General features: G+C 33.3%; 23 protein-coding genes. 2 read left to right on the forward strand and 21 right to left on the reverse strand.

Going from position 1 to position 23,892, the window contains the following annotated elements; translation table 11 throughout:
* Nucleotides 1-8: 8 nt before the first annotated feature.
* The 14 genes from ACRBBL_RS05420 to rpmH all read right to left on the reverse strand — a co-directional run bounded on the left by ACRBBL_RS05420 (nucleotide 9) and on the right by rpmH (nucleotide 13,865).
* Entirely contained in the window at nucleotides 9-1,457 is a 1,449-nt protein-coding gene (locus ACRBBL_RS05420; protein WP_431368004.1) for a sigma 54-interacting transcriptional regulator, read from the reverse strand.
* Nucleotides 1,458-1,671: 214 nt separating this feature from the next.
* Nucleotides 1,672-2,823 carry a vWA domain-containing protein gene (locus ACRBBL_RS05425; RefSeq protein ID WP_431368005.1) on the reverse strand — a complete coding sequence of 384 codons (1,152 nt, stop codon included), beginning with the start codon at nucleotides 2,821-2,823 and terminating at the stop codon, nucleotides 1,672-1,674.
* A 329-nt stretch (nucleotides 2,824-3,152) separates the two neighbouring features.
* Nucleotides 3,153-4,067 (reverse strand): glutaminase, encoded by a 915-nt coding sequence (locus tag ACRBBL_RS05430; RefSeq protein WP_431368006.1) that lies wholly within the window; start codon nucleotides 4,065-4,067, stop codon nucleotides 3,153-3,155.
* 189 nt (nucleotides 4,068-4,256) lie between these two features.
* A complete protein-coding gene (locus ACRBBL_RS05435) occupies nucleotides 4,257-4,625 on the reverse strand; it encodes a hypothetical protein (protein WP_431368007.1) in 369 nt (122 codons plus the stop codon).
* Nucleotides 4,626-4,653: 28 nt separating this feature from the next.
* On the reverse strand, nucleotides 4,654-5,739 hold the full coding sequence (locus ACRBBL_RS05440; RefSeq protein ID WP_431368008.1) for a hypothetical protein: 1,086 nt from the start codon (nucleotides 5,737-5,739) through the stop codon (nucleotides 4,654-4,656).
* Nucleotides 5,740-5,875: 136 nt separating this feature from the next.
* Nucleotides 5,876-6,370 (reverse strand): hypothetical protein, encoded by a 495-nt coding sequence (locus ACRBBL_RS05445; RefSeq protein WP_431368009.1) that lies wholly within the window; start codon nucleotides 6,368-6,370, stop codon nucleotides 5,876-5,878.
* Nucleotides 6,367-6,648, reverse strand: a complete 282-nt coding sequence (locus tag ACRBBL_RS05450; protein ID WP_431368010.1) for a hypothetical protein — start codon at nucleotides 6,646-6,648, stop codon at nucleotides 6,367-6,369. Before ACRBBL_RS05450 ends, ACRBBL_RS05445 begins: the two co-directional genes overlap by 4 nt.
* A gap of 252 nt (nucleotides 6,649-6,900) precedes the next feature.
* A complete protein-coding gene (locus ACRBBL_RS05455; RefSeq protein ID WP_431368011.1) occupies nucleotides 6,901-7,449 on the reverse strand; it encodes an N-acetyltransferase family protein in 549 nt (182 codons plus the stop codon).
* A 61-nt stretch (nucleotides 7,450-7,510) separates the two neighbouring features.
* Complete coding sequence (locus ACRBBL_RS05460; protein ID WP_431368012.1) at nucleotides 7,511-8,176, reverse strand: DUF4386 family protein; 666 nt, start codon at nucleotides 8,174-8,176, stop codon at nucleotides 7,511-7,513.
* 157 nt (nucleotides 8,177-8,333) lie between these two features.
* Nucleotides 8,334-9,044, reverse strand: a complete 711-nt coding sequence (locus tag ACRBBL_RS05465) for a M23 family metallopeptidase (RefSeq protein WP_431368013.1) — start codon at nucleotides 9,042-9,044, stop codon at nucleotides 8,334-8,336.
* A 6-nt stretch (nucleotides 9,045-9,050) separates the two neighbouring features.
* A complete protein-coding gene (locus ACRBBL_RS05470; RefSeq protein ID WP_431368014.1) occupies nucleotides 9,051-9,773 on the reverse strand; it encodes a hypothetical protein in 723 nt (240 codons plus the stop codon).
* A gap of 148 nt (nucleotides 9,774-9,921) precedes the next feature.
* Nucleotides 9,922-10,494: a hypothetical protein gene (locus ACRBBL_RS05475; RefSeq protein ID WP_431368015.1), complete on the reverse strand. Its 573-nt coding sequence runs from the start codon at nucleotides 10,492-10,494 to the stop codon at nucleotides 9,922-9,924.
* Nucleotides 10,495-10,747: 253 nt separating this feature from the next.
* The gene (carB, locus tag ACRBBL_RS05480) at nucleotides 10,748-13,603 is read right to left on the reverse strand and encodes a carbamoyl-phosphate synthase large subunit (protein WP_431368016.1); all 2,856 of its coding nucleotides are present in this window, start codon (nucleotides 13,601-13,603) and stop codon (nucleotides 10,748-10,750) included.
* 103 nt (nucleotides 13,604-13,706) lie between these two features.
* Entirely contained in the window at nucleotides 13,707-13,865 is a 159-nt protein-coding gene (gene rpmH, locus ACRBBL_RS05485; RefSeq protein ID WP_083777297.1) for a 50S ribosomal protein L34, read from the reverse strand.
* A gap of 169 nt (nucleotides 13,866-14,034) precedes the next feature.
* Between rpmH and ACRBBL_RS05490 the strand changes: the two genes are divergently transcribed.
* Nucleotides 14,035-14,601 carry a DUF2892 domain-containing protein gene (locus ACRBBL_RS05490; RefSeq protein ID WP_431368017.1) on the forward strand — a complete coding sequence of 189 codons (567 nt, stop codon included), beginning with the start codon at nucleotides 14,035-14,037 and terminating at the stop codon, nucleotides 14,599-14,601.
* A gap of 68 nt (nucleotides 14,602-14,669) precedes the next feature.
* On the opposite strand, the gene ACRBBL_RS05495 is transcribed toward ACRBBL_RS05490, so the two are convergent.
* Genes ACRBBL_RS05495 through ACRBBL_RS05520 form a run of 6 tightly spaced genes read right to left on the reverse strand, consistent with a single transcriptional unit; the run spans nucleotide 14,670 to nucleotide 21,976 of the window.
* Nucleotides 14,670-15,668: a hypothetical protein gene (locus tag ACRBBL_RS05495; RefSeq protein ID WP_431368018.1), complete on the reverse strand. Its 999-nt coding sequence runs from the start codon at nucleotides 15,666-15,668 to the stop codon at nucleotides 14,670-14,672.
* Nucleotides 15,661-17,103: a hypothetical protein gene (locus ACRBBL_RS05500; protein ID WP_431368019.1), complete on the reverse strand. Its 1,443-nt coding sequence runs from the start codon at nucleotides 17,101-17,103 to the stop codon at nucleotides 15,661-15,663. The genes ACRBBL_RS05495 and ACRBBL_RS05500 overlap by 8 nt, the downstream gene beginning before the upstream one ends.
* Entirely contained in the window at nucleotides 17,100-19,493 is a 2,394-nt protein-coding gene (locus ACRBBL_RS05505; RefSeq protein WP_431368020.1) for a hypothetical protein, read from the reverse strand. Before ACRBBL_RS05505 ends, ACRBBL_RS05500 begins: the two co-directional genes overlap by 4 nt.
* 3 nt (nucleotides 19,494-19,496) lie before the next feature.
* A complete protein-coding gene (locus tag ACRBBL_RS05510) occupies nucleotides 19,497-20,222 on the reverse strand; it encodes a hypothetical protein (RefSeq protein ID WP_431368021.1) in 726 nt (241 codons plus the stop codon).
* Nucleotides 20,195-21,328, reverse strand: coding sequence for an AAA family ATPase (locus tag ACRBBL_RS05515; RefSeq protein ID WP_431368022.1), 1,134 nt, complete (start codon nucleotides 21,326-21,328; stop codon nucleotides 20,195-20,197). Before ACRBBL_RS05515 ends, ACRBBL_RS05510 begins: the two co-directional genes overlap by 28 nt.
* Before the next feature lie 6 nt (nucleotides 21,329-21,334).
* The gene (locus ACRBBL_RS05520; RefSeq protein WP_431368023.1) at nucleotides 21,335-21,976 is read right to left on the reverse strand and encodes a hypothetical protein; all 642 of its coding nucleotides are present in this window, start codon (nucleotides 21,974-21,976) and stop codon (nucleotides 21,335-21,337) included.
* A gap of 198 nt (nucleotides 21,977-22,174) precedes the next feature.
* On the opposite strand from ACRBBL_RS05520, the gene ACRBBL_RS05525 reads away from it, so the two are divergent.
* Nucleotides 22,175-22,684, forward strand: a complete 510-nt coding sequence (locus tag ACRBBL_RS05525; protein WP_431368024.1) for a DUF6985 domain-containing protein — start codon at nucleotides 22,175-22,177, stop codon at nucleotides 22,682-22,684.
* A 93-nt stretch (nucleotides 22,685-22,777) separates the two neighbouring features.
* Here ACRBBL_RS05525 and ACRBBL_RS05530 read toward each other — a convergent pair whose 3' ends face one another.
* A complete protein-coding gene (locus ACRBBL_RS05530) occupies nucleotides 22,778-23,740 on the reverse strand; it encodes a lytic transglycosylase domain-containing protein (RefSeq protein ID WP_431368025.1) in 963 nt (320 codons plus the stop codon).
* Nucleotides 23,741-23,892: the final 152 nt, after the last annotated feature.

Raw genomic sequence — 23,892 nt, forward strand, 5'->3', positions numbered from 1 at the left:
TAAAAAATTCAAAAATGTTTTCCAAAGCCAATAGCATCAAAAGTAAAAGCGGTACTGTTTTCAGATTTATCTAGTTTATGATTGATGGTCAATGCCCATAAAATTAATTCCATACAAAAAGCTTGATCTTCTTCACTGTAATCGGAAGCATATTCTTCAATAACCTCTTTTAACGGAGTGATCATATTGATACTTGCGTAGAATTCTTCATCTGTTGCCGTGTAGTTTAATTCTATAAAGTTTTCTTCAAACCAATCAACTACATCTGTATACGTCGTTTTTACGCCTTCTTTTTCTAATTTGGGTACACGAGGGAAGATATCTTCAAATTGTATCATCACAGCATTGTCAATCAAGTTTTTAGCTACCTCATCAGCTCCTTCTTGTTCGCCTTCGTATACCAATTCTATTTTTCCTGTAATAGATGGAATGATGGACATGAAATCTACCAAACGAATGGTAGTTTGCTCCTCGCCTGTTTCAATGAGACGTAACTTTGCGGCAGCCATTAGATTTTCCATCGCACTAATCGTTAAACGTGCACTTACACCACTTTTTGCATCTACATATTCACTATTACGTGCTGCAAAAGCGACTTCTTCTAATAGATCTTTTGCAAGATTCGGAACTTTTATAGCCGATTTGTCTTTCGAAGAAACTTTTGCTTCTTGTTCCGTAATTTGACGCGCCAACGCAATTGATTTCGGATAGTGCGTAAAAATCTGAGAACCGATTCTGTCTTTTAACGGCGTTACAATGCTTCCTCTGTTTGTATAATCTTCTGGATTTGCCGTAAATACGAATTGAATGTCTAAGGGCATTCTGAGTTGAAAACCACGTATTTGCACATCACCTTCTTGTAGAATGTTGAATAAGGATACTTGAATCCGCGCTTGTAAATCAGGCAATTCATTGATAACAAATATGGAACGGTTTGCACGCGGAATCATTCCGTAATGCAATACGCGTTCATCCGAATAAGGTAATTTTAAGGTCGCCGCTTTTATCGGATCAATATCACCAATTAAATCAGATACATTTACATCTGGCGTTGCTAGTTTTTCAAAGAAACGTTCCGATCTGTGAATCCAAGAAATTGGTGTTTCATCTCCATGTTCAGCTAGTAAATCGCGTGCATATTTTGAAATTGGTTGAAACGGATTGTCATTGATTTCTGAACCTTTTACTATCGGCATGTATTCGTCTAGCAAATCTACCATGCTACGTGCAATTCTAGTTTTTGCTTGTCCGCGCAATCCTAATAGATTGATATGATGTCCTGCCAAAATTGCCTTTTTCAATTGCGGAATTACAGTGTCTTCATACCCTAACAATCCTTCAAAAACAGGCTCATTTGCTTTGATTCGTACTATTAGGTTTGCTTGAATTTCTTCACTAATGGTTTTGTTTGTATGTCCAGAATTTTTTAATTCTTTGAATGTGATGTCTTTTTGCATGTTTTTATTTTGTTCTTTTTCAATTAATAATTTGAGTCATTATTAAATGATATTTTAATTTTTTTTATGCTTAACGTTTGTCACTTCGAGCATTATCGTAGATACCGAGCGTAGCTCATGAGAAGCTAGCGTTTTAAACAATCTCGACTGCGCTCGATTTGACAACTATCTTACTATTCTTCCTTTGGAAATTCAAATACAAGCTAAATTCATATTATTGTATTCTTCTTTTTCTGTTTTTTTCGTAATCTTCAAAAATCATTTGTCCCAAGCCTGATAAACCAGTTAAAAAGGCTTTTCCCCTATTTTGTTCTGTAAATATTTCTACAAATCTTCTTAAGTGTGGATCTTTAGCAATCATAAACGTCGTGATTGGAATTTTGAGTTTTCGCGCCTGTGCAGCTTTATTTAAACATTTAGAAACGATGCGTTCGTCCAATCCGAAACTGTTTTTGTAAAATTCGCCATTAGGCAAGGTCAAACAACTCGGTTTTCCATCAGTAATCATAAAGATTTGTTTGTTGGTGTTTCGCTTTCGGCGGAGAATGTCCATCGCCAATTCCAGTCCAGCAACTGTATTTGTGTGATACGGACCGACTTGTAAGTATGGCAAGTCTTTGATTTTAATTGGCCATGCTTCATTTCCAAAGACGATGACGTCAATAGAATCTTTTGGGTATTTTCGGTGAATTAGCTCCACCAACGCCATTGCGACTTTCTTTGCTGGTGTGATGCGATCTTCTCCGTACAGAATCATGGAATGACTGATATCAATCATTAAGACTGTACTCATTTGCGCTTTGTGTCGTGTTTCTTCAACGATGAGATCATTTTCGGTGATGCGTAAATCTCCGATTCCGTGATTGACTTGTGCATTTTTGATGCTTTCCGTCATGTTGATCATGGCTAAATCGTCTCCAAATTGAAACGCTCTATTTTCGCCATTGCGTTCATCTCCTTTTCCAAGTTTTGACGTATTGTGATTTCCCAAACCACTTCGCTTGAGTTTCCCAAATATTTGATCTAAGGCATATGCTCGCAAGGCAGATTCTAGTTTTGCCGTTAATACATTTTTCCCTTTTCCAGATCCGTTGCCTGTATTGTCTTTATCTGGATCAATTTCTTCTTTGATGTAGCCTCTTTTTTTGAGATCGTCTTCAAAGTCTTGTAATGTATATTCGTCTGTAAAAATGTTATATTCAGTATCAAGTGTATCGAGCCAATCAAAGGCTTCTTCAATATCGCCTGATGTATGTGTGAGGACATCTTTAAAAATATCAAACACGCGCTCAAAATGCGATACTTCCTTTGGAATATGCTTACTAAACGTAAAGCCTTTTCCATAGTTAAAATTCATGTTGGTCATTAATCGTTCCTTTCTTATTCGGGTTTTCTAGTAAAGTTGAAGTTTTTCACTAGATTTTTCTTTTCTATAAAAATACGGAAAAGATTGGAGAGTTGGAAGATTGGGTAGCTGTACTTAATACTATTTTAACAATTTTGTTTTTAATTTTTCATACTCTTTCCAACTGCTATGTAAAGAATGGTAGCTCAAAACAATAGTAGAATCACCCAATACTGCATGATAATATGTTTTAGCACGAGATGACAATTGTAGTTTCAATCCTATTTCAAGAAATGACTTTAAGTATTTTACAATTAGTTTTTCATGGCTTTCATGTAAACGAATTGTTTTTAGAATATAGATAATTCCGATCTAGTTGTAAATTCTTCCAAAAACTTCATTCCTTTATATGAATTCCCTTTTATATTTAATTTTGGACTCCAAACGGCAATTGCATATTGATCAGGGTGAATTGCGATAATTCCGCCACCTACTCCACTTTTCCCTGGAAGTCCAACCTTGAAAGCAAACTCTCCCGATTCATCATAAAAACCACAGGTTTGCATTAAAGCATTGATTCTTTTGGATTGACTTTCGTTTAATATTTCCTTATTAGTTTTCATTTGACAACCATTATTCGCTAGAAATAAGAACAACTCCGAAAGTTCTTTACAACTCATTTCCAAAGAGCATAAGTCAAAATAGAAATCTAGAACATCAGATGGCTCATTTTCAATCTCTCCAAATGATTTAATGAAGTTACACAAGGCAACATTTCGATAGCCTGTTTCTTTCTCTGATTGCGCTATTTTACTAGAATACTCAAGTCCTGAGTTTCCCGAAATACTCCGAACAAAGTCTATGAATTCTTCTTTTGGATTTTTTAAATTACTTATAAGTATGTCTGAAACTACAATTGCTCCTGCATTTAAAAACGGGTTTCTCGGAATGCCTTTATCGGCTTCAAGCTGAACAAGTGAATTGAATGATGTACCTGAAGGTTCTACACCAACTCTCTTCCAAATTTCATCACCAACAATTCGATAAGCGAGTATTAAGGCAAGAACCTTTGCTATACTTTGAATAGAAAATTTATCGTCAAAATTACCAATTCCGAAGTTGCTTTGATTTATTGTTGATATGTGTATTCCGAAATTCGTTGGATCAACTTTAGACAATTCAGGAATATAAGAGGCTGTCTCTCCTGGATCTTCAATATTCTTAAGTTTTTGGTAGATATCTCGAATTAAGTTTTCAAAATTCATTATCATATTTTAATTGCACTTAATGTGTTTGTGTATGGTTAGTTGCATTAGCAAAAACGAAGTTAGCAAAAGAAAGTGAACTTGTGGGAAAGCTGTCAAGAAAAATAAATCTATAATAATCCTCCAATATATCCCTCATAAAGTCATTGGTTTCCATTCTGATGAAGGTATTACCTTTTAAATTATTTTTTATTCTAATTTGTTGTTTTTAATAAGCAAATACATTTCTGCTTGATATTTTTCTCGCCAATTTTTGCCATTTCTTTTATTTAGATATTTTTCTATTTCGGCATTGTAAGCTTCAATTCCACGAATTGTTGGTCTAGTAAGAACACAACCAACATTTGATTCGTGAAATCCATATTTTTCTTTCAATCCAATGCAAGGAACTCCACAAGGATGTATAGGCGGTCCAGTCGTTACAATTCTTGCTGAATCTCTCCAACTATCAATTTTCGCAGTCAAATAGTTAAATCGATTAAAAAGTCCAAATTGCCAGAATATAATTCCTACTATTAAAATTCCAATTCCAAATGATATTTTCTTTTTGCGTGTCATTCGTCAGCTTGTATACAACATTTATTATTTATAATATTCTTAAACCTAATTCAGTAACACTATATTCAGAATTATTCTCAGTTAAACACCCTTTTAATATTAAATTAGTGAGTGTTTCAGATAACTCAGTCTCTGTTATAATATTTTTATATCGTACAATTAAATTATTCATATCTGCATTACCATTACTTACATAATGAATAAACCTTAGTATAGAATCATCTCTATAAGTAATTCCTTTCTTAAAATAGATTTGATAGCTATAGTTTTCTTTCAGTGCTCTTTGAGCTGTTTTATAACTAGATATTAATCTAGAAATATTTTCATGATTTTTATTAAACCTATCCATTAGTTCAATTTCTCGATCTTTAAATTGAACCTTTATTTTGGATATAAATTTTTCCATTTCAGGTTTAATTGAAGGTTCTTCGTAAACTTCTAATTGCTCCTCTATAGCATTATCTAGCTTTCTGATTAAATTGATAATCATTGGTTTTTCAAGAGTAATTACATTAATAGAATTGATAAATAATGATTCCATTACTATATCACTTATGTATGGCGAAATTGGGAAGGATTCGAAGTGTGTAGAATAACCTATCTTCTCATGTTTACCATCTTTAAAGAGATACATTGTTACTCCGTCATCAAATGGAACAGCCTTTTTTATTCGTTCGTTTTGGTCTCTAGTTAAATGGCAAGGATAGCATACTTCTTTTGGAAGATATTCACTGTCTGTTGGTATTATTGGTACTTCACAGTCTTCGCATTTTGGAGCAGCATTTGCTTCTGACCAATCAGGACAATCTCTTGACCACTCATCTGGAGAAGGAAAATATAACTCTATATTGTACCTTTCGATATAGGGTTTGCAAATCCTGCGAGCTTCTTCCACTAGATTTTGAGTCGATTCAAATTCACCATATTCTAATATATTGATTTGTTTTTTTTTATATCCTAGATGACTTTTATAAATAAGTTCAATTACTAACCAAATACTACCATAGTCTGAGTCCCATAAACATTGTATGGCTACAGGCTTATTTGATTTGAATTTAATAATTGATTTAACAATTTTATTTAACACTGCTGTTTTGAATTTAATGATACACATCGGTTGTGTATATTTATTACGTGGTTTAAGAACTTAATTTAGCAAATACAAATCGAATAGAAAATCTCAAGAAGATTTTTGTAAGTAGGCAAGAACAAACTATTACTTATAACCATAGTTGTAATGTGTTTTTAATTTATCCCATAATTCTGGTTATTTTACCTGCATTGTATAATATTTCCAAATCTTTACCATTCCATCGTGCTTCACAAGCTTTAAGCCTTTTCGCTACACCTTGATTCCATTCAAATCCAATCAAATCCTCTATCAAATCTTCTATGTAAACAAAGTCACCTTTTTTTAAATCAGGAGGAATTAAATAAGCTGCAAAAGGTGATTCAAAATTGTAAGGGTAATAAAATGTAGTATCTATTATTTTAATATAATTCGGATCATTATTTTTTCTGTGAACAGCTCTACCATCTACAACCAATTCAATTTCATTAGTCTTTTTATTTTGAAAGAGTGAGTATTTAGATTGAATTTCTTTCGAAGGTTCTACTCGTTTTATCAACGGTATAAACCCTTCCTTAATAGCTATATTTATAGCTTCTAAATTTCGAGCGGTTTTAATTACTCGATATCCTTTTTGATTATCTTTTCTTGAATTATTTTTAACAAAGAAACTCATTTGATATTTATATTTTTTCCATCAGAAATAATTTCGACATTCATCTGATTCGGATTAATTGATAAACAAGTTTTTGGATTTTCTTCTAGCATTCTTTTAATTTCATTATCTGAAAGTAGTTCGGTGTCAAAAACTTGATTTTCACAAATAGCACATTTTTTTGACAAAGTACCATTTTCTTTCAATTCATTCCAATTTAAGTTAAATGGACATTCTAACCTTTTAAGATACTCGTTTTTATTAGTAAAAAGTTCATTTGTCAATGGATTAAACTTCATATTTCAACGCTTTATTATCTTTAATGCATTACTACTTATATATAATAGGAACGTTTTTATCAAAGCTTCCTATTATTTTTATAAATGTAAAATAAAGATTATATATACACAATGTGATTTCCCGTAAAAAAATAATTAGTGAATTCGTGACGAAAGTGGATTCCTACTTTCGTAGGAATGACAGTATAGTTACTATGACAAACAGATTACTTCGTCATACTTCCTCGTAATGACGTTTCAAAATTGTATAAATTACTGTATCCGCAAATACATATGTACTTTATCAATATATCTATCTCCTTGTTTGAAAAAATCTTTAACAATTCCGCTGATTTCAAAACCCATTTTTGTGTATAAACTGTAGCCAATTGCGTTGGAAGCATAGACATCCAACCAAATGATTTCTAACTTTGAATCCTTTTTTGCCCAATCAATAGCAGATTGAATTAAGATTCTACCCAACCCTTGATTCCTCCATTTTTCATGAATTCCCATACCAAGCATTGCGGTATGACTCATTTTGGATCGTTTATTTCCTGTTAAGTCAATATTTCCAATAAGTTCGTTGTTATATTCCGCAACTAAAAAAATGCTGTTTTCACTTTTAGCGTATTCACGGATGACTTGTTTTTCTTTTTCTAAATCATCAGGATATTCATCCAACGTCAATGGAAGCGTACTAGTGTTTTTTATATAACCGCGTTTTAGATCAAGAATGGCTTGTGCATCTTTTTGTTCAGGTACTCTAATGGTAATTTCTTGTCCTGATTTTATTCTATGATTTGTTGGTATAAAGTCCAATCGAAGTTTATTTGTTTATCGTTGAGACTAAGATAGCAAAAAGACTGCAACTGTTTGTGTTTTAATTCGCTTCTGTTATAACAGGTTTACGAATCATAGAAATACCAATCCATAAGAACCATACAATTTGACTGATTCCGAAAATTTCTGTAAAAAGATCTAATGGATACACCGTTAGAATTCCTGCAACTCCAACTAAGATACCTAGAATGTTTAGTGGTTTTGAAAAGAATTTCCCTTTCAATGCGGTGATACTTAGCAACAATACCCAAACTCCTCCAACAATTTCGTTTCCGCCACCAAGTCCCTCAGTAACAATACTTACGCTAGACCAAATTGTGATGGCATTTTCTGGCGCTGTTTTCCCCATCTCAACTACCGTGCTTAAACCTATGTTTTCGATCATTCCGCTTGCAATGACCAATCCGACCCAAATGATTCCAAAAATAGAAGCCAGTTTTGAAAAGTTTGGTGCGTAACTTTTAAGTCGTTGGTGAATAGCTAGTACTAAAATTGCTAAGACGATTCCGAATAATACATAGACCACCAAATTTAATATTGATAGTAAAAGATAGTTCTCCGTTAGAAAATTTAATTCCTCAGCAACACTCGCATTTTTATTAGGGTAGCTTAATACACTTCCATATACAATAAAAGCTGATATGTATATCAATGCTTCAATAATTGCAGATATGCCGCCTATTTTTTGTAGTTTTTTTGAATCCATGGTTTTTCCCTTTTTATGGAAGACGATTCAATATTGATTTCGTTACGTTGTTGTGAATGATAATGAAGTAATCCATAACTCGTTCTTATAGGAAACGAATCACTTCATCAATCATACCTTTAATAATCAAGTAAGATTATTAAATCTAAAAAACTTTTTAATTTTTCCGCACAAGTTGCCCTTTTACAGGTTCTCCTTTTTCTATACTAACATCGTCTTCAAAGTAGTTTGTAAATTGAGCAGGAAGCCCTATTCCATCCAAATAATTTGGTGTGTTTTGTAGATGATAATGCAAGTGTGGACCTGTGGAGTTTCCACTATTTCCAGCTTGTCCTACTTCTTGTCCTTTGACAACCATATCTCCAACAGAAACAATGATACTGCCTTTTTTAAAATGCGCCATAAAAGAGTATTCTCCATTTAAATGGTCTATCATAATATAATTACCTCCAAGATTGCTATTATCAATATTGGCATTTATAACACCTGGTCTACTATTGTCTTCAATATTGTTTTCTAGTGCAATTATTTTTCCAGCTCCAGGCGCATTTAAACGTGCTCCAAAAGTGTACACATCTTCGTTTTCACCTCCATCACCAGAATAAAAACTTCCATTGACAACCTTACTTATGTCATACGCATATCGTTGACCACTACCATGTGTAATAAAATGATGTCCGCCTTCTAAATGTGTTCTACCTCCTACAGATACATACCATTCTTCTTCAAAAGGCAATTCTAAATCTGTTTTGGTTTGATAGTTTAAATAAATGTCTTCCTCTTCTTTTCCTTTATCACCAATTAAGGCGTCTGTACAAGAGCTTAGTATGATGATAAAAATGATAGAAATTGTGTATATATGCTTCATAATGTTTTAGAATTTGTATTGAACACCTAGATTGAATTGATATTGAATTTCGCGAAAAGCGCTTGGAATTTGTATGCGATCATACTTAAATTCATAACTGGCTTTTATGTCGAAATGATCGGAAAGTGAGTATTTGTATCCTGTTTCCCAGAATACACTTTGATTTCGATTCAGCGAGAATATATCCGAGCTAGAATCTGTAATTCTGAATAATATCATCGGAATTGACAGTTTCGAATACAACGCATGCTTTTCATTTAGTTGATAGGAGAACTGACTCGCTATACCAAATGATTGATTGAATATGGAGTATTGATTAATTCCTTCAGCATATAAAGAGAGACTACTATAGGATTGTAAGCCCAAATGAATGGAGAGTTTGTTTTTATTGTAGATCTGTTTTAAATACGAAAATCTTAGACCAATTTTGGTATAATCTGAATTCAACACTGGAATTCTATCTGATTCTAATGTTGATGTTAAATAGTCTAATTGTATGTTAAATAAATTATGATTTTTACTGGTTCGTTCGTAGCCTAAATTATACAGTAAACCATTATAATTGTATCGAGAAACAGGTGCGAATTCTAAGTTTTTTAAGGTTCCTAAAGTGTAGCCTGTTGAAAATTCGAGTTTATCATTCGTCTCAGTACTGGGTTGCGTTTGTGCTAGTCCAACAGTGTAGAAAAATACTGAAATTAAAATGGTTAGAAGTAGTTTTTTATTCATAGATAGTTTGTTTTAGGTGACTAAACTATCTTTATTTTATTCCAACAGCTGTTAAGGTATCAATAATTAAATCTTAAGTAAAGCATAAAAAATATCTACTAACTATTAAAGTGAGCTTATACAACCATTACAATTGTTGCAAGCAGTTTTAGTTTTTGATGTAAATATACCAATCCATTACAGGACCACTCCCAAGCGCAACACTTGGTGTGTAAAGGAATAGATGAATTTTGCCTTGTGGGTTTGAATCTCTATAGCGCTTAACAACCTCTAAGGAGCTTATAGCGTTCCAAATTCCAGCATAATCAATCGGATCAGGATAATAAGCAAACTGATCATATAGTACAGGTTCAAAAACATCAGCGTTGGGTAATTCTAAGTTTTGATCAATCGTAGCGAAATCATTTGGCTGATTCAAGCTTTCTGGATATGATCTTGCTCCAGTCCCTGACCAAATAATTGTTCCTTGAAAAATTTTCTGATCCAATTCACTATAAAACAATTGAATACCTCCAATATCCGCGGGTGAAACATAATTGGATGTTATCGTAAAATTTTCTGCCGCTTGGAATTCTAATTCCTTACCTCCTTCAAATTCATTTGTTAGATAATCAACTTTTAATAAAACTACTTTATTTGCTTCATTTTGAGTAGTAAATTCATCATCAGTATTACAAGAAGTTATAAGTGTGATTAATAGAATAAATATTATCTTTTTCATATCGTAATGGTTATTTAATAATTTGGATGTAACATTTTAAAAAAGGTGCGTTAAACCATTTGCAATCTATTTATGTCGGAATTCCGTATTTGAATAATTAAAAGTAATATCTTATAAAAGTCTAAACAATGCCCAATTCAAATTCGTACCTAAAGAATTCATATACGCTTTCTTAATTGTATAAATGACATGAAAAAAGCCTCCCAAATTTAATTGGGAGGCTTTAGTTTTTATAGCTAAAATGTGAAAAAGCTTATTTACTTAAATACATTTTTCTTCGTGAATATAAGTTGTAGAAGTCATCATCTTTTAAACTATCTATGAATAAGATGCTTTCTCCTGTACTTTTCATTTCTGGTCCTAAACGCTTGTTTACATTCGGGAATTTGTTGAACGAGAATACTGGTTGCTTGATGGCAAATCCTTCTAATTGCGGATTGAAATCAAAGTCAGTCACTTTCTTGTCTCCTAGCATTACTTTCGTTGCATAGTTTACATACGGCTCTTTGTATGCTTTCGCGATGAAAGGAACCGTTCTAGAAGCTCTTGGATTGGCCTCAATGATATATACCATATCGTCTTTAATAGCAAACTGAATGTTGATTAAACCAACTGTATTTAATGCTAAGGCGATCTTTTTTGTGTGATCTTTTATTTGTTGCATGACAAACTCACCTAAGTTAAACGGTGGTAAGGTTGCGTTTGAATCTCCTGAGTGAATTCCACAAGGTTCAATATGCTCCATAATTCCGATGATGTATACATTTTCACCATCGCAAATAGCATCTGCTTCCGCTTCTATTGCTCCATCTAAATAGTGATCTAGTAACAAGTGATTTCCTGGCATTCTTCTTAATAAGTCTACTACCGTTTCTTCCAATTCTTGTTTGTTAATCACAATCTTCATTCCTTGTCCTCCAAGTACATACGAAGGTCTTACTAAGATTGGAAAGTCTAAAACATCAGCAATTGCTAAGGCTTCATCTGCAGTTGTAGCAATATCAAATTGTGGATAAGGAATATTATTTTCTTTTAGCAAGTTAGAGAATAAACCTCTGTCTTCTGCTAAATCTAAAGCTTCAAAGCTAGTTCCTAATATCTTAATACCGTATTTAGATAGCTTTTCTGCTAGTTTCAACGCTGTCTGTCCACCAAGTTGTACTATGACACCTTCTGGTTTTTCATGTCGAATGATATCGTATATGTGTTCCCAGAAAACTGGTTCAAAGTATAATTTATCAGCCGTATCAAAGTCTGTAGAAACCGTTTCAGGGTTACAATTAATCATAATTGTCTCGTATCCACATTCAGCCGCAGCTAAAACACCGTGCACACAACAGTAATCAAACTCAATTCCTTGTCCAATTCGGTTTGGTCCAGAACCTAATACTACAATTTTCTTTTTGTCCGACACAACACTTTCATTGTGTACATAACGATTCCCATCTGCTGTTTCAATTTCAGCTTCAAAGGTAGAATAGTAATATGGCGTTTTCGCTGTGAATTCTGCCGCACAGGTATCAACTAACTTATACACACGCTTAATTCCTAGCTCTTCACGTTTCTTGTAAACTTCACTTTCCCAACAACTTAACATGTGTGCTATTTGTCGGTCTGCAAATCCTTTTTGTTTTGCTTCTAAGAGTAAATCTCTCGAAATAGTATCAATTGTATTGTGTGATGAGATTTCTTTTTCTAGTTGATATAGTTCTTCGTATTGTCTTAAAAACCACATGTCAATCTTTGTGATTTCATGAATTCTACTCAATGGAATTCCCATCTGAATGGCATCATAAATTACAAAGACACGATCCCAAGAAGCATGTTTTAATTTGCTAAGGATTTGATCATAGTTTTTGTACCCTTTTCCATCAGCGCCAAGTCCATTACGCTTTATTTCAAGCGATTGTGTAGCCTTATGCAATGCTTCTTGGAACGAACGTCCAATTCCCATTACTTCACCTACAGACTTCATTTGAAGTCCTAATTCGCGGTCAGAACCTTCAAACTTGTCAAAGTTCCAACGTGGTATTTTTACAATTACATAATCTAATGTTGGCTCAAATAATGCCGAAGTTGATTTTGTAATTTGATTGTCTAATTCGTCTAATGAATATCCGATAGCCAATTTTGTAGCAACTTTTGCAATTGGATATCCTGTTGCTTTACTCGCTAAGGCTGAAGAACGAGATACACGCGGATTGATTTCAATAGCAATGATTTCTTCTTCTGCATCAGGACTTACAGCGAACTGAACATTACATCCACCTTCAAAGTCACCAATACTACGCATCATTTTAATTGACATATCACGCATTTTTTGATACGTTCTGTCTGATAAAGTCATTGCTGGCGCAACCGTGATAGAATCTCCTGTATGAATTCCCATTGGATCCATATTTTCGATAGAACAGATAATAACTACATTATCATTTTTATCGCGTAGTAATTCTAATTCGTATTCTTTCCAACCCATCATGGCTTTATCGATCATTACTTCGTGAATTGGAGAAATTTCAAGTCCACGACGTAACAATTCGTCAAAATCTGCTGGATCATATACAATAGAAGCTCCTGCTCCACCTAAAGTATAGGAAGCTCTAATTACTAATGGAAAACCAAATTCTTGTGCAATTTCTTTTCCTTTTAAGAATGATGTTGCTGTTGCTTGTGGTGCCATTCCAACACCAATTTTAAGCATTAGCTCTCTAAACTTTTCACGATCTTCTGTAATGTTGATCGCATCAATATCAACTCCGATTAATTTTACATCAAAGTCTTTCCATATCCCTTTTTCATCAGCTTCAATACATAAATTTAAAGCTGTTTGTCCTCCCATAGTTGGTAAAACAGCATCAATTTGTGGATGCTCTTTTAAAATTTCAATGATGGATTTAGTATTTAAAGGTTTTAAATACACATGATCTGCCATTGAAGGATCAGTCATTATAGTTGCGGGATTTGAATTGATTAAGATAGTTTCAATTCCATCTTCTCTTAGTGAGCGTAATGCTTGTGTTCCTGAGTAATCAAACTCACAAGCTTGACCAATTACGATTGGTCCAGATCCAATAATTAAAATTGAATTTAAGTCTTCTCTTTTTGGCATTGATTTAGTGTGTGTTGTGTTGCGTAAAAATAAAAAAACGTTTGGGTACAAAAAAAGGTGTTGCTTATAAAAAACAACACCTCATATATATTTTAATATATCATTACTTCTTATGTCTCAATTCAGATGACACAGAAATTTTCTTTCTTCCTTTTGCTCTTCTACGAGCTAGCACTTTTCTTCCGTTTACAGAAGCCATTCTTTCTCTGAAACCGTGCTTATTTCTTCTTTTTCTTTTTGATGGTTGAAATGTTCTTTTCATTATATAATTTCTTTAATTCTCTTGAAAATAATTCTAAATGCACACGGTATTCTTTTCCTAAAAGTGCGGCGCAAATATACAAAGAGTTTTTACTTTGACAAATAGATTTTAAAAAATATTTCCAATTGTTTTTTATACATTTGCAACCTCTATAAATATATACTGATTTATGTTCAACAAAAATATCAAACTTATTATAGCAGGAGGCGTATTTGCTTTCGCAATTTATCAATTTTATGAAGGATATATAGGTAATGGAATCTTTTTAATTCTGTTAGCGGCTATTTTTATCTTATTTTATTTTAAAAATGAATTTATTTTAATGTCATTTTTAAAGTTACGTAAGCAAGATTTTGATGGCGCAAAACGCATATTAGGAAGAATTAAGAATCCACAAACTGCATTGACTCGAAAGCAACAAGGATATTATCATTACTTGCACGGAATTATGGCTTCGCAAAGTAATTTGACGCAAGCTGAGAAACATCTGCGCAAAGCAGAGAAACTTGGTTTAAGTATGGCACACGATATGGCAATGGTTAAAATGACCTTATCTGGTATTGCTGCACAGAAGAACCGTAAGAACGAAGCTAAGAACTTAATGAAAGAAGCTAAAGCGCTCGATAAACGTGGTATGCTAACCGAACAGATTAAAATGATGGAACAGCAAATGAAACGTGCTGCAAGTGCTCCAAAACAGCATTATGGCAATCGTCAGCAAATGAGAAGAAAATAAGAAATGAGAAAAGCGACTTTAAAGAGTCGCTTTTTTTATGCTTGTAGTTTTTCTGTTGAAATTTAAAACTATTGTTCTCGTTTGTGTCGTAAGATGTCTTTTCGTAATTGTGTATCGTCATTTACAAAATGACTTAACAAGGACATCATTTCATCATTTTTATGATGCTTTGATATTAATTCATACGCCATTAGTTGAATGTCTTCTTTAGGTGCAATATCTTTGTTATACTCGTATGTTAACGTCTTAAGGAAATTGCGTTCATTGTCTCCATAAACTTTTTTATTCTTAAAATCTGTCAGTGCTTTTTCTAAAGATGCTTTGTCTTTAAAGTTTGCAAAGTAGTTATTGGCACAATTCACAGCATCTTTATTTTCGTTCCAACCTTTTAATAATAGCTCATTGGCAGATGGTACATTGTCCATTTTTTTGCGATACACCAATGATCCTTTTACATATTGATAATTTTTTGAGTAATCGTCCACAACCATTTGGTAATGTGCATGTGCGTTTTTCTTGTCATCTATTTTTGCGTAAATGTCTCCTACTTTTTCATTCATTTCCAACTCTTTGTACAACTTGATTGATTTTGTGTACGAACGTCCCATTTCATAACATTCAGCCGCATCTTGTTTGAGATGACATTTTTTTAAATAAATGTGTGCTGCCTCATTGTATAGATGTCCTTCTTTTAAAATTGAAGCTGCTCGGTAGGAGTTTCGCAAGAGTCTTAATTGAATGTATGCTGCTTTTTTGTATTGTTTTTTTTCTATGAATTCATCTGTTAGTTTTTCATACCGTTGCATTAAAGTATCAAATTGACGATCGCCAACAGTTGAAGTTCCTCCCATTCCGCTTCCGCTAGGAAATGCGCCTCCAAATAAAGAGTTAATAAGATATGACAATGCAAAGAATACCAATGCCAAAATGATCAGTCCTCCCAAAAAGCCTGGAAAATCCCCATACATTATGGAAGTAATGATGAGATATATAAATTTTAAGAATAACACAAAAATAATGAAATAAATCAGCTTTCTGTGAAACTTACTTTCTGCTGCGCTAGTCATCTATAATGTTTTTATTTTTGTTAATTAAGGAATATAAAAGTCGAACTACAATAAAACCTGCAATAAGTAGAAATATTCCTTCTATTCCTGGATTTTTTAGCATTGGATAGAAAAGGTATGTTAATAATGCTGCAATTATAACAGCAATCAATATTTTACTTTGCAAGGACAGTTCATTTCCTCCAAAATAAAAACTAGAACCTCGTGTTTCTTGTTCATCATTAAACGAAAACAATTCGTTTTCTTCTGGTAAATCCATCCAAGAAGTTGACTTTTTACTTTTAGGTTTTACTTTTGATGTTTTCTTTTTTCTTGATGTTATAAAGTATCCCAATATGATAAATCCAATAACAAATACTATGAAGATGAGAAAACCATTCAATACCATATTGGTCACTCTTTCTTCATCTTTTTTGTATTTGTTATTTGTATTTGTAGCGTCTTCTCTACTCCTTATTCCAGTATCTGTTTCCGTTGGTAGTGTTTCTGAATTTGTTTTGTTGACCTCAAAAACTACTGGTTCTTCTGAAATTTCGTTACTATCTGAAGAAATGATTCGCGTTTGACCAGGAACAACTTCTATTGACTTTTTATTTACTTGATCAAATGCATACGATCCAACCCAATAAATAACAACAAGCGCCAAAAGTCCCAAGATAATTTTGGTTTCGCTTTTTAATTTTTCAGACGAATTTCCGAAACCAAATGAATCAAAAAAGTTGCTTTTAAATTTGTATTTCGCAAAAGCTTTTCCGCGCGAAGTTCCCATCATATCTAACGGAACTGCCATTTTTAAAGCTGCTTCCGGATTTTTTTCTAAGTATTTTAAATACTTGTCTACTTCTTTGTTATTTCCTTCCAAAACCTTTTTCATATCAAAAGGCAAGTCTTGCGGATCTACTTTTTCGTCACCAAAAGGATTTTCAAGCGTGCTTTCTGTTTCTTTTTCCTCAATTTCTACACTAAATGCAGTTACTTTCATCGGAATGTGTACGCCTTTTGCAGGCGTTTCTATCGTAGGGAATTGTTCATTAGGAACTTGTAATATCGTTTCCCATTGTACTTCTTCTTTGAGTTCTATTAAACCATATTGATGATGAAAGAAATGTGGCTTCCCTTGTACTATTTTTGTGTATTCTTCCTGCGTAAGCGACATGTTCAACTGCGTATTCTCAGGAATATAAAAGCCTGTTTGTACTTTTTGAACACATAAATTATTGTAGACTTCAACTCTTTTTTGAGCCGTTTTAAAGATGATTAAAACACCCGAAATACTGTTCGCATTTTCACCAGGACACGGATATATAGTGCAATCTGAAAGTTTCAGTTGCATCCGCGTAATTTCTTCCAGCCATACTTTTGGAGAAGCATGCTTGATAAAAATTCCACAACGTGGGTATGGATTGTTATCGGTATGTTGTAATGCTAACTTCATGTTAAAAGTATGTTCTCTAAGAAAGGTTCCATATACTTAGCGTCAAACTCAAAAATTTCGATTTTTTTAAATACGGCATCTTCTGGTTTAAAATATTCGTTTCCTGCAAATTCTTCATCGGTTGTAATGGCAATATCAATACCAATATACGATGCCAGATAAAATGTAGGAATGTTTGAATTGCCACTATCAAATGTAATAATTCCGTTTTTATCAATTGTAATCACACTTTTATCTACAAACTCTACTCTTTGGTTTCGCTTGTGAAGATATACAGTAAACTCTTCATCTAAGTGCATTGCTTCTTTATCAATCATCTCAAGATACCCTGTACTGCCAGTAAGTTCTAATCGATGTTTCTGATTGAATACAATCTCTAAATCTTTTGTGATTGTAATTGCATTGATTTTTGTGAATACAGAACCTTCAAAATAGTCTGTTTGATTTTTTAGATATAATTGATATGTTCTTTTAAGTCCTGAACTCGGTGCATCTATTTGTGTAAACAGACGATCGTACACATCAAAATGCGTATACACTGGTTCATCGCTGTAATATTTCTTTGTCACTAAATACAAATCATCTTCATATGTAATTAAATGTTTGAAAGTCGCTTTTTTACCTTCTAACGAATCATATTTATAATTATAAGTTGCATTACTTGTTTTAAAAATCATTTGATGATCAACCGTCCAATACAGTATCATTAACTCATCATCATACATAACAGCTAATTTCTGCTGCTTGATTCCTGTCATGAATCGAAGGTCTTTTTGTATCATTTCATAACCTTTTCCACGAGTTTTCGCTCTAAATAAATCTCCGTTTTTTTGTAAAATGTATGCATACCTTTCATCCGTGAAATTGATTGCAATTCGCGTTGGAAAACCGTATAGCAACGGATAATTCAGTACTTTATGATCTGCTTTGGAACGTTTTTTCGGTCTGTTTTTTCGGTTTTTAGGCGGATTTACCCATAATTCATATAATGGCAATTGAATATGCTTTGATAAGCGTTTCGCGCCACTTTTCATTTTATACACGTCAATATTCCCTTGACTGTCTGAAGTAATAACACCGCCAAATTTTGTGTGATGTATATTGAACAAACGTCGAATGTTTTGATGTTCGAGTGTTTTTGCAGTTGTAAAGAGTGTAATTTCTATATTTTCTTCTTCACATTCGTCGATGAATTGCTCTATAGCTTCAGAAGCGTCTAGCAAAGGTGATGTGAGTTGTAATCCGCTTATAATATTTTCTTTCGTATCAAAATACAATGGCGTATAAGTTTTACCCAATGCATACGGCTGAAACTGCATTTCATTTTTTGGATGATGAATAAACGAAAAAGCAGTTGCAAACGATAGTATTTTTGGCGTTCCCCAGTTTTTAATCGTTGTATCAATTAAAAATATACGTGTACGTAAATCTTCTTCAGGCGTAGTTTCACGACGAATAAATAATGCTTCTTTGTTTGCAATTCTATGTAAAAAGATTAAATCATCATTGGCAAATTCAGAAATAAGAATATTATCAAACTTTCCTTTATTTGTAACATCCGAAATTCCGCCCAAAGGCATTTCTCCTGGATGCACATAATGCATTGGCAACTGAATTCCAGACCATAATCGCTTGATGAGACTTCCCATAAAGAAGGTTTTCGGCTCTTCAATCAATTCTTGAATAAAATCAGGATCTTCACTAAAATATTCTATATCGGCATCTTCTGGTTCAACTGGAACTTGTTCCATTTTAAACCAAGCCGTCAGTAACGCATCTACTGTAGGATATCTGTGATGCAATAATGCCAACGCGTTGATGTCTTTACTTATTGTTGCAACAGTTATGTCTGTTTTTTCATTACATACACTGAGTTTGAAACTGTGATTTTGTATGAAATCGAGAATTTCTTCTGAGTATTTTGGCGATAGATTATGATTTGCTTCTTCAAACAAAAACGTAAATAAATCAATTCGGTTTTTTCCTTTTTTATATACCGATGGTAATATGATTAAGGTTTTTACAAACGCTTCCGCAGATTCAAAATCGATATGATCTACCGAAGGAAAATTTTTGTGTAACTCTAAGATTTCACGAAATATCTCGGACACAGCAATTTCTACTTCGCCAGAATTGGTTGCTAAAAACGTAAGTACTAAGGCTCCAAATGGCGGAAGTCCTACTCCTGATAGCAATTGTAATACTTCTACAACTTGTTCTTTATACGCAATCGTCATTCCCTCAGGAATTGTGATACAGTTAAATCCTCCTCCAAAATCTTGAGGATTTTCTATTACATTTCCATGAAACATATGATCTACTTCCCATTCCCAAAAATAGTCATGGTAAGATTGAAAGTAATATATGGCTTTTGACTGCGTATTGCTCATGCGTTATCGTGACAATCGGTATCCACTGATTGTGAGTTTTTGTATGTTTTCTTTAGCAATTTTAAAATAACTGTTATCCGTTTGCATAACAATCATATCGTTACTATTTTGATTGACATTTTTGTTGAAATAGACACTTAGTTCAGGATATTCAAAATCATATCCAGCTGGTAACAGAAAATTTTGCGTTTGCCAATACGTTTTTCCAGGTATTGAAAGTAATGGTGAACCAATTAAGAGTGCTTTATCTTCAATAATTACCCAATGAATAGGTTGTAGACGAATTGCTGGCATTTTTGGAATGATTGCATCTAAAGTGTCCAATGAAATCAATTGAGCTGCGGCAGTTCGTTCTACACTTGAAGGAACAATACTGAGTTCTATAGTCTCATCCATCCCAAAGTAATTAAAATTATAATCGGGCGTTTCTAGAGACAAGGCTTTGTGTATTGGCGACCAAAGCAATGACGTTTTTAAGCGTTCTTCGGGTAAATTTCCTCCTAATAGAAATAAAGCATTTTCATGCTGAAAGTATATTTTTTTGAATGGAATGCTTCGTATTTCTGGACTGTGGAGTTGATTTGGTGCAATTCCGCGTACCCAAATATCGTCCATATCAGTCGCCATTCGCAATGATTTCCACACACGAATTTGCGCTAATTTTTCTTTATATTTTGAGGGCAATCGCAACCAATATTCGGTTACACCTTGTGTAAGATCTCTTTCCACAACTGGTCTATTTCTGTATTTATGTATTGTTTTTTCTGCTGATCTTTTACCCAATCAGTTCTGTTTTGCAAATAGCGTAACTTGTCTTTTATTACGTTTAATTCTTGCAATGAGATTTCTTGATTGGAGAATTTTAGTTTTAAGTTTGAAACTTCATTCATCAATTCTTCCGGATTCGGTGCTTTGTTAAAGAACGCTTGCGGATGTACTTTTTCTTCCGTTTGTTCTTTTTCTATCAATGCATTTACCGTGGCTTGAAGCGTTTCAATTTGTTCTTCCGTACTCCAAATGTATTTTAATACCCAAAGATCTGAAAGTATAGCTGCTGAGCGATCACACAACATCGCGCTTGCAGCCACTAAGTTTTGCATTTTTACAGCACGTCTGTCAGAGACTTCTATTCCTGTATTTCGTAAACTGTGAATCAACTCAATGTATGAACTGCGAATTGGTGCCAGATTTACTTCTTTTACATTGGTTTGCAAATCTTTGATTTCTTCTGGAGAAATTTGTGTTTGCTCCGTTTTTTCTTTGCGTTCTAGCTTCCAACCTGCTTGCAATACTTCTTCCAAACGATCTGGTTTTACATTGTCTACTTTTAAACGAATTAAGAAACGATCTAACAAAGCAGCCAAAGCTTCATCTTCTGGCAATTGGTTACTTGCGCTGATGAACATTAAGGCTGGTAGTTTTTTTGTTTCTTTTCCACGACGAAAAACTTTTTCGTTCAGCGCCATTAGTAAACTATTCAGAATGGCAGAATTCGCATTGAATATTTCATCCAAAAACACCATAGAAGCTTCTGGAAGCATTCCGTCTGTATTGGTGACCAATTCTCCTTCTTTTAGCAATCGAATGTCTAACGGACCAAATATCTCGTTTGGTTCTGTGAATCGAGTTAAGAGGTAATCAAAGTTAATTCCACCAATAACATGACTCGACAATTGTTTTACAATCGCACTTTTTGCCGTTCCTGGAGGTCCTAAAAGAAATACATTTTCTCTTGCTAATAGTCCTATTCCTAACAAATCGATGACCTCATCTTTTCCTACAAAGATATTTTTGATTTCATCGAGTATGGTTCGTATTTTTTGTGTTTTGTTCATAGTGTATTATGCTTCAGATACAAACGCTCTCCAAAAGTGATTTGAATGTTCTCCCAATTGAATTGCGACGTTTTCTTGAATAATTTTGTGTGCTGTAAGGCTGATATCTTTTTGTGCGATGACTCTATCAATGTACAGTGTTCGGAAACAGTTGTTCTGAAAGAGTAACGCAAGTTTTTCTTCATTAATTTCATCTTCCATATCATGTCCAATAGTGGAGTATTGAAAATTTTGCAATTGTTTTTTAAGCAAGTTTGCCAACCAATCTTCAGCATCTATATGTTCTAATTCTTTGATGATGAATGGTAAAAATCGCAATGATAAATCTGCTGAAAGCAGCACTGATGGCGTAAGTTCACCTTTAAAATCTGTAAAGAACTTCCCTAAATTTTTAGGTTCTTCTGAACGATGTGCTAAAAATTGCGCTGCATAGTAAATTGTTTTTGCTGCCCAAACTGCCGCTTCTTTATGAAATATTGGTGCTTCAAACGGATAATTAAGTACTTCATTTTCATACTCTTGCTCTAAAAAATCGGCTAAATCATTTAGTTCACTCGAACTCACTTTTGGTTTGTTAGTGTATAAAACAAATTGTCCAGAAGTACGTAAGTGATGAATGGTTTGCAGTATGTTATTTTGTATGCTCAAGCGATTGAATGCGTAATATGTAGCGTATTTATTGGTTGGTAACTATTCAAAAGAACGAAAATTATATGGAATTGGCAATTTTAGCAGTTAGGTTTTGAAGAATAGTTGATAAGCGTACGCTAGATAAATACATACAGGAATTTGTTTTCTATTTAAAAAAAATCTAGTTTGGGCTCATAATCTTAATTTTTAAAATATATGTTCGATTTAAATTTTGAAGAAGATGATGAAGTTTATTTAGACAAGTATTTTAAAAGAATTAAAGGTTTTCGATCTAAAAAATCTTTTAGTGATGGTTCCTATGAACGTTCTGATGGTTGGTTGAGTATTTATATTTCATGTTACGATCCTGAACATGAAGAGAGTTATAAAAATGCATTAGAATATTTTGTAACTCATCAAAAAGAAGTATTAGATGCATTGTGCAACGGTTTGCTCAAAAAGTATCCTGAACTTATGGAAATGTATGGAGAAACGGGATTCAGTGATGATAATTTTCCTGAGTTAAAAAACATTGAAGATGTAAAAAAACACTTAACTATTCATACATTGCATATACATGAAAAAGACGATGATACTTTTGCAAAGATTGGTTTTGAATGTGAATGCCCTTGGGATCCGGAACATGGAACTGGCATTGTAATGTATAAAGATACATTTATCAATTTTGGCGGTGCAGATACAGCAATATCTGGATGGGAGGATTGATGATTAAATAAAATCTCCCAAAGAGCCGAACACAACTTTTTGGGAGATTATATTATTATATAACTAATCAGACTGATAATTCAGAATTATGAATTATTTAGAAGAATAGTGTCCTTTTTCAGGAATTGAGATTTCGTATTTTTTTCTCGATTTGTTATTCAACTTGTTTTCTCGTAACCACGGATTGTGGATTTTTAAGATTTTATAGTTGATTCCGAAGTCTTTTGCAAAGCTGGCAAAGTTAGTTACTGCCGTGTCTACTTCTACTTTGTACGTTGGAATATGCTTGTATAAATGCTTTTCATTAAAATTGAAACCATATTTTTTAGCATTGCTAAAGATTTCTTTTAACGCAACAACTCTAAAGATGTAACGACCCGTTTCTTGACCTAGTAATAAATCGTAGTATGAGTTTACTTGTTGCTTTTCCATTCGCTTACCAATTCCACCATTTCCTGCATTATACGCTGCTGCAGCCGATGTCCAATTACCAAATCTCTTTTTAGCAGCCAATAAGTATTTACAGGCTACACGTGTTGCTTTTTCTAAATGATAACGTTCATCAACATTTGAGTTGATTTCTAGACCGTTTTCGCGTCCTGTAGTTTTCATGATTTGCCAAAAACCTCTTGCTCCTGCTGGAGATGTTACGTTTTGCAATCCACTTTCAATGACAGCTAAATATTTAAAATCATCTGGAATTCCGTATTCTTTTAAAATTGGTTCAATGATTGGAAAGTATTTATTGGCACGTTTGAATAATAATAAACCATTAGATTGCCAATACGTATTTACTAACAATTCTCTGTCCATGCGTTCTTTAATATCTGGTAAATGCAAAGGCATTTTTTCTCCAGCAAATTCTAAGGTTTCAGGAACTTCCAAAGCGTAGACATTGTAATCATTGCTATCATTCATTGCTGCTTTTGCAGTTTGACTTTTTACTGTTGACTCATTTTCTGCAGTCATAGCCTTGTCTTGTTGTACAGCATTCATCAATAAAATTCCGAGGAAAATTAATCCTAAAAAGGCAAATCCATTTTTAATTTTACGCATTGGTATATTGTTTTAAATTTGGTAATCGATTCTTTCGTTAACTATTTGGTTGTGATTGTAAAAATGGTCGGATAGGGATTACAAAAATAACAAACTGATTTAAAATCATTCTATTATCTGAGTAATTAATTGTTAATATAAGGAAAGTTTTT

Origin of the sequence: Kordia sp., from assembly GCF_050633145.1 — a bacterium.
In the GTDB taxonomy this organism is placed as follows: Bacteria; Bacteroidota; Bacteroidia; order Flavobacteriales; family Flavobacteriaceae; genus Kordia.

Coding starts and splice junctions, on each gene's coding strand:
- ACRBBL_RS05500 (WP_431368019.1), bottom strand. CDS start 17,103: ATGAAGTTAGCATTACAACATACCGATAACAATCCATACCCACGTTGT.
- rpmH (WP_083777297.1), bottom strand. CDS start 13,865: ATGAAAAGAACATTTCAACCATCAAAAAGAAAAAGAAGAAATAAGCAC.
- ACRBBL_RS05460 (WP_431368012.1), bottom strand. CDS start 8,176: ATGGATTCAAAAAAACTACAAAAAATAGGCGGCATATCTGCAATTATT.
- ACRBBL_RS05425 (WP_431368005.1), bottom strand. CDS start 2,823: ATGACCAACATGAATTTTAACTATGGAAAAGGCTTTACGTTTAGTAAG.
- ACRBBL_RS05475 (WP_431368015.1), bottom strand. CDS start 10,494: ATGAAAAAGATAATATTTATTCTATTAATCACACTTATAACTTCTTGT.
- ACRBBL_RS05530 (WP_431368025.1), bottom strand. CDS start 23,740: ATGCGTAAAATTAAAAATGGATTTGCCTTTTTAGGATTAATTTTCCTC.
- ACRBBL_RS05420 (WP_431368004.1), bottom strand. CDS start 1,457: ATGCAAAAAGACATCACATTCAAAGAATTAAAAAATTCTGGACATACA.
- ACRBBL_RS05525 (WP_431368024.1), top strand. CDS start 22,175: ATGTTCGATTTAAATTTTGAAGAAGATGATGAAGTTTATTTAGACAAG.
- ACRBBL_RS05445 (WP_431368009.1), bottom strand. CDS start 6,370: ATGAGTTTCTTTGTTAAAAATAATTCAAGAAAAGATAATCAAAAAGGA.
- carB (WP_431368016.1), bottom strand. CDS start 13,603: ATGCCAAAAAGAGAAGACTTAAATTCAATTTTAATTATTGGATCTGGA.
- ACRBBL_RS05465 (WP_431368013.1), bottom strand. CDS start 9,044: ATGAAGCATATATACACAATTTCTATCATTTTTATCATCATACTAAGC.
- ACRBBL_RS05515 (WP_431368022.1), bottom strand. CDS start 21,328: ATGAACAAAACACAAAAAATACGAACCATACTCGATGAAATCAAAAAT.
- ACRBBL_RS05440 (WP_431368008.1), bottom strand. CDS start 5,739: ATGTGTATCATTAAATTCAAAACAGCAGTGTTAAATAAAATTGTTAAA.
- ACRBBL_RS05435 (WP_431368007.1), bottom strand. CDS start 4,625: ATGACACGCAAAAAGAAAATATCATTTGGAATTGGAATTTTAATAGTA.
- ACRBBL_RS05430 (WP_431368006.1), bottom strand. CDS start 4,067: ATGAATTTTGAAAACTTAATTCGAGATATCTACCAAAAACTTAAGAAT.
- ACRBBL_RS05505 (WP_431368020.1), bottom strand. CDS start 19,493: ATGAGCAATACGCAGTCAAAAGCCATATATTACTTTCAATCTTACCAT.
- ACRBBL_RS05495 (WP_431368018.1), bottom strand. CDS start 15,668: ATGACTAGCGCAGCAGAAAGTAAGTTTCACAGAAAGCTGATTTATTTC.
- ACRBBL_RS05450 (WP_431368010.1), bottom strand. CDS start 6,648: ATGAAGTTTAATCCATTGACAAATGAACTTTTTACTAATAAAAACGAG.
- ACRBBL_RS05470 (WP_431368014.1), bottom strand. CDS start 9,773: ATGAATAAAAAACTACTTCTAACCATTTTAATTTCAGTATTTTTCTAC.
- ACRBBL_RS05490 (WP_431368017.1), top strand. CDS start 14,035: ATGTTCAACAAAAATATCAAACTTATTATAGCAGGAGGCGTATTTGCT.